A 1,520-nucleotide genomic window follows, 5' to 3' on the forward strand; every position below is an offset into this window, starting at 1 on the left:
ATTTAACGCCATTGCAAAATTCCGATATTTTAAATTTTGTTTTCTATCTGGCTATCTCGGGTGCGTGAGGGATTTATGTCGCGATGTAGCATCAAAATTTAAACCTTAACGCCGAGCAAAATTCTATGTCGTAAAATTTTATCTAGCCTGCAAATTTTATTACTGTCCAAGAGCTCTGCGCATTCTTAAACTTTACGCTGAAAAGCCGGTCTGCGCTATGTTTGTGCCACACACGACTAGGCAAATTTGAACTCGCGAGATAAATTTATCTCAAAGATTTGAAAAATTCTAAAATTTCGGCGCTAAATTTGATCGGCTTGCCGTCTTTTACGAAGGCGATTTTTACGTCCTGCGCGTATAAAAGCTCGCTGAAATCTACGTTTTTAATATCTTTGATCTTGTAAATTTCTTGTCGCAAAAGGGCGCTGGCGTTTTTGAGCGCAGCTAGGCTAGTGTGAATTTCAAGCGTATCGCCGAGGTGCGCGGGGCGGAAGAATTTAGCGCAAAGCTTGCTAACTACGAAGTGTGCGTCCGCGTGCGCGAAGTCCACTCCCGCCTGCATAAGCGCCTCGCTGCGCGCCCGCTCGCAAAATTTTATATAGTTGGCGTGATACACGATGCCCTGTGCGTCGGTGTCTTCGTAGTAAATTTTAATCTTCATCCCGCGCGTCTTTCGCTGCTGCGACATCTCTCGCAGCCAGGGCGGGGAGGATTTTTGCGAAAAACAGCACCGTTTGAAACACGATGATGAGTTTCATGCACCATTCGCTAGCCGCGTGGATTTGGGCAAATTCCGGCGTCATCGTCGCTTCTGCACCGATCTTCTGGGCATTTATGACGTAGTCGGTAAAGTAAAGCACGAAGAGTAGGGCAAGTATGATATTTACGAGCGTCAGCATCAAGGTCGAAAGGCGCAAGCGAAAGGATTGCGATTTGTTGTTGTTGAAATTTATCATCTCAAAAACGAGGCAGATGATCGAGACTGCGATGAGGATGCCGCCGTATTTTACGAAGATCTCGCTCATCAGCTTGCCGCTTTGAAAGTGCGATAGCACGCCATCTCCGATAATATGCTGCGGGAAAAATACCACCGGCGCGACGAGTGCGCCGAGCGAGAGCTCGATGCCGATAAGGGCCGCGATGATGAAGGTATAGATAGAAAAAATTGCGCGCATAGAAATCCTTTTAAATTTTGATAAATTTTAAATCGGACGTGATTATAGCGAAATCTTATAATCGTGCGCTTAAGTGTTTTGCAAGCGGGTTTTATGGGCGAATTGGTGCGGTCAGCGGTCGCGATATTACGGCATATCGCGGTATAATCAAATTTTAGTTTGGATGCGGTCGTTTACAAAATTTATAAAATTTTTACGGAGGCTGAAGATGAAATTTGTGCCAGGCGCGTTAAGCATAAAATTCCATTAAAAATTTAAAATTTTTCAAATCGTTTTTTAAAATTTCTACCAATTATTCAGCCCCCTTTAAGCATCGCTCTTGTATAATCACAATTCTGTTTCGCA

2 protein-coding genes are annotated in these 1,520 nt (G+C 44.1%); both read right to left on the reverse strand.

Features of this window, described 5'->3' with window-relative positions; genetic code table 11:
* Positions 1-265 precede the first annotated feature (265 nt).
* Entirely contained in the window at positions 266-661 is a 396-nt protein-coding gene (locus Q0600_RS09995; protein ID WP_298759870.1) for a YbgC/FadM family acyl-CoA thioesterase, read from the reverse strand.
* Positions 651-1,175 (reverse strand): DUF4149 domain-containing protein, encoded by a 525-nt coding sequence (locus tag Q0600_RS10000; RefSeq protein WP_298759873.1) that lies wholly within the window; start codon positions 1,173-1,175, stop codon positions 651-653. Before Q0600_RS10000 ends, Q0600_RS09995 begins: the two co-directional genes overlap by 11 nt.
* Positions 1,176-1,520 lie beyond the last annotated feature (345 nt).

Source organism: uncultured Campylobacter sp. (assembly GCF_938041645.1).
Classification (GTDB): Bacteria; Campylobacterota; Campylobacteria; order Campylobacterales; family Campylobacteraceae; genus Campylobacter_B.

Coding starts and splice junctions, on each gene's coding strand:
- Q0600_RS09995 (WP_298759870.1), bottom strand. CDS start 661: ATGAAGATTAAAATTTACTACGAAGACACCGACGCACAGGGCATCGTG.
- Q0600_RS10000 (WP_298759873.1), bottom strand. CDS start 1,175: ATGCGCGCAATTTTTTCTATCTATACCTTCATCATCGCGGCCCTTATC.